We start from the raw sequence: 2871 nt of genomic DNA on the forward strand, positions 1-2871 counted from the left end.
AAACGGTACTGCACACTGCCCCACACGCGGGGATGCTGCTCTTTCGTATCCGATTGAGGCGTGCCCCCCTCGGTACGCCAGGCCGAAGCGAGGTTGAACTGCCAGTTGTCGATGTTGGCACGCAGGCCCACCCCGGCACCGGCCAGTGTGCGCTGGTTATCACCGGAGGCCCACGGCCGGGCATTAAGCTCGATCACTCCGGCGTCGTAGAACAGATAGGGCTGAACCTGCTTGTATTGGTAGCGCAGCTCAAGCTGGCCCAGCCAGCCCCGGTCACCGAAGGCTTCGCCTTCAGGATAGGCGCGGACCCCGTTGGCCCCGCCCAGGCTCATGCCCTCGGAGGAGTCGAGGTTGTCATGCGTCCACTGGCCGCTAAGGCGACCATAGAGGGTAAACGCCGTATTCAGCCGCTGGATGCGCGCCAGCTCCAGGTTCAGTTTGCTGAACGACCCTGCCGTTTTGGCGGTGACGCGGTCTGCCATCATCAGCGTCTGATCCAGGGAGAGGTCACCCGCCGTGATATCCACATCCGCCCAGGTCAAGCCACCGCCGAACAGGCCGTCACGGTGATCAAACCGCAGGCTACCGACCAGCGTATCACTGGATTTTTCGGTAGTGGCGAACAACTCAGCGGGGGTGTCTTCCAGACGCTTGTGGTTGTACGCCAAGTCCAGATACAGGTTGGTGCGCTCAGAGCGGATCAGCGGATATTCAAGGCCCAGTGTGCCGATGCGTGCCGTGCCGGTGGCCCCCAGATCCTTGAACTCCTCGCCAAGCTGGTAATGGGTATGGGTGTAGCGGGTGTAGCCCCGCAACCCCGTGTTGGTCAAGGGCAGGCTGTAGCCCAGGCTGCCATACCAGAGCGACTCCTCGGTCAGCAGCACCGACAGGTCCAGCGTATCGCCCAATGTTAGCAAGCGATTGATGGATGCCGTGCCATGGGTGCGCCAGGTTCCGGTGTAACGGTTGCCGTGGTTATCGACGCCCAGTGATGCGGCGTACGGTTCGGCTTCATTCACGGCAATGGCCAGATCACCGGTGCCGACTGCCTGGCCGGGCATCAGCACGGGGTCTACGGTGATGCCGGGCAGGTCGCCCAGCAGGTGAACGGCGCGGGCCAGCGGTTGCCCCTTGATGGGGGCGTCGGGGGTCAAATAGGCGAGCCGTGACGCTGCCGCTTGTCGCAGGGCCTCATCGCCGGTGAACTCAATGGCACCGTAGCGCGCCTCGACCACGGCAATGGTGAGCGCACCGGAGGTCAGGGACTGGGGCGGCAGGTAGGCCAGACTGAACGGATAATCCTGCATCCGATAAAACGCGGTAATGCGCTGGGCCAGACGTTGCAGACCGGCGAGATCGTGTGACGCGCTGATTTCACCGTCCAGCACGGCCATCAGTTCAGCGTCGGTAAACAGGGTGTTGCCTGCAAAGGCAACCTGCTGGAGCACAACCTGCGGGCCACCCGGCTGTGCGCTGGGGGTCAGGCTGGGCTGCTGGATGGTCAGCGGCGTGGTATGCAGCGTAGGCTGCGCCGGTTGTTTCATCTCATCCAGCACGCGGCCCGCATCCGGCAGAGACTGGGCAACGGCCGTTTGCGCGAGGCTCAACACGGCCGCACCCATAAGAAGTGGCAGGGTGCGTACGCGAGTGAGGGGTAGCAAAGCGTTCGGTAACATAGTGTTCGTGTTCCTTGTGATCCAATACATCATCATCTGATAACCGGGGCTCATTTAAACCGTGGCAAGCGGATACCGCTGCCGACGATCTGGAGGGGCGTTGCGGTATCGGCCGGTGTGGAGGTGCCCTGTTCACTGGCCATGCGCTGGGCCTGCTGTACTGCCCGTGTATACGGCACCCCGGCGGCCTCCATTGGCGTAATGATGCGCAGCTGACCATCCGCGTATGTAACGGTGTAGTTGGCCGCGTCGAGGCCGAACGGCGACAGGGCATACTCGCCCGGCTCACGTGCGCCTTCGGCGCTGCCGTTCCACTGTAGATCCCCCGTCAGCACCGCAGCATCTTCGTCACCGACAAAACCTGAATAGGTCAGGCCATTGCCACCCAGCCATGGAGTATTGTCATAGACCCAGATGGCATCGTTGGCGGTGACGGTGAGCGGGGCCTTATCGATGGTGAGGGTGCCGTCGACCATCGAGACCGCATAGTTATCGGCGCTCAGGCCCGAGGCCGAAATCTGATACTGCCCAGCATTCTGTGCGCCTTGCGCGGTACCGCCCCAAGTCAGTTCACCGTCCAGTACGGAAGTACCTTCACCGTTGACGAAGCCGCTATAGGCAACGTCTGTGCCGCCGGACCAGGCCAGGCCATCGTAGACCTTGCCGGCATCCTGAGCGGTGACGATGAGCGGAGCCTTATCGATGGTGAGGGTGCCGTCGACCATCGAGACCGCATAGTTATCGGCGCTCAGGCCCGAGGCCGAAATCTGATACTGCCCAGCATTCTGTGCGCCTTGCGCGGTACCGCCCCAGATCAGCTCACCGTCCAGTACGGAAGTACCTTCACCGTTGACGAAGCCGCTATAGGCAACGTCTGTGCCGCCGGACCAGGCCAGGCCATCGTAGACCTTGCCAGCATCCTGAGTGGTGAGGGTGAGCGGGGCCTTATCGATGGTGAGGGTGCCGTCCTGAAAACGGATATCGTAGTTGGTCGAACTCAGACCGGATGCCGTTAGCGTATACTGGCCAGCGTCAACTGCGCCCTGAGCGGTGCCACCCCAGCGCAGGGTGCCGGTGAGATCAGAGGCATTATCGTTCTCTACCAAGCCTTGGACACTGACACCGTTACCCCCGGACCAGGCCAGGCCATCGTAGACCTTGCTGGCATCCTGAGCCGTAATGAGCACGTCAAGCA

2 protein-coding genes are annotated in these 2871 nt (G+C 62.2%); both read right to left on the reverse strand.

Annotated elements, in window-relative coordinates:
* Positions 1 to 1676, reverse strand: a 1676-nt coding sequence (locus CLV44_RS17130) for a ShlB/FhaC/HecB family hemolysin secretion/activation protein (protein ID WP_106593338.1), incomplete at its 3' end; no start/stop codon positions are given.
* Positions 1677 to 1726: 50 nt separating this feature from the next.
* Positions 1727 to 2871: MBG domain-containing protein (locus CLV44_RS17375; protein WP_170069387.1), on the reverse strand; the 1145-nt coding region annotated here is incomplete at its 5' end.

It is taken from the genome of Marinobacterium halophilum, assembly GCF_003014615.1.
GTDB classification, from domain to species: domain Bacteria; phylum Pseudomonadota; class Gammaproteobacteria; order Pseudomonadales; family Balneatricaceae; genus Marinobacterium; species Marinobacterium halophilum.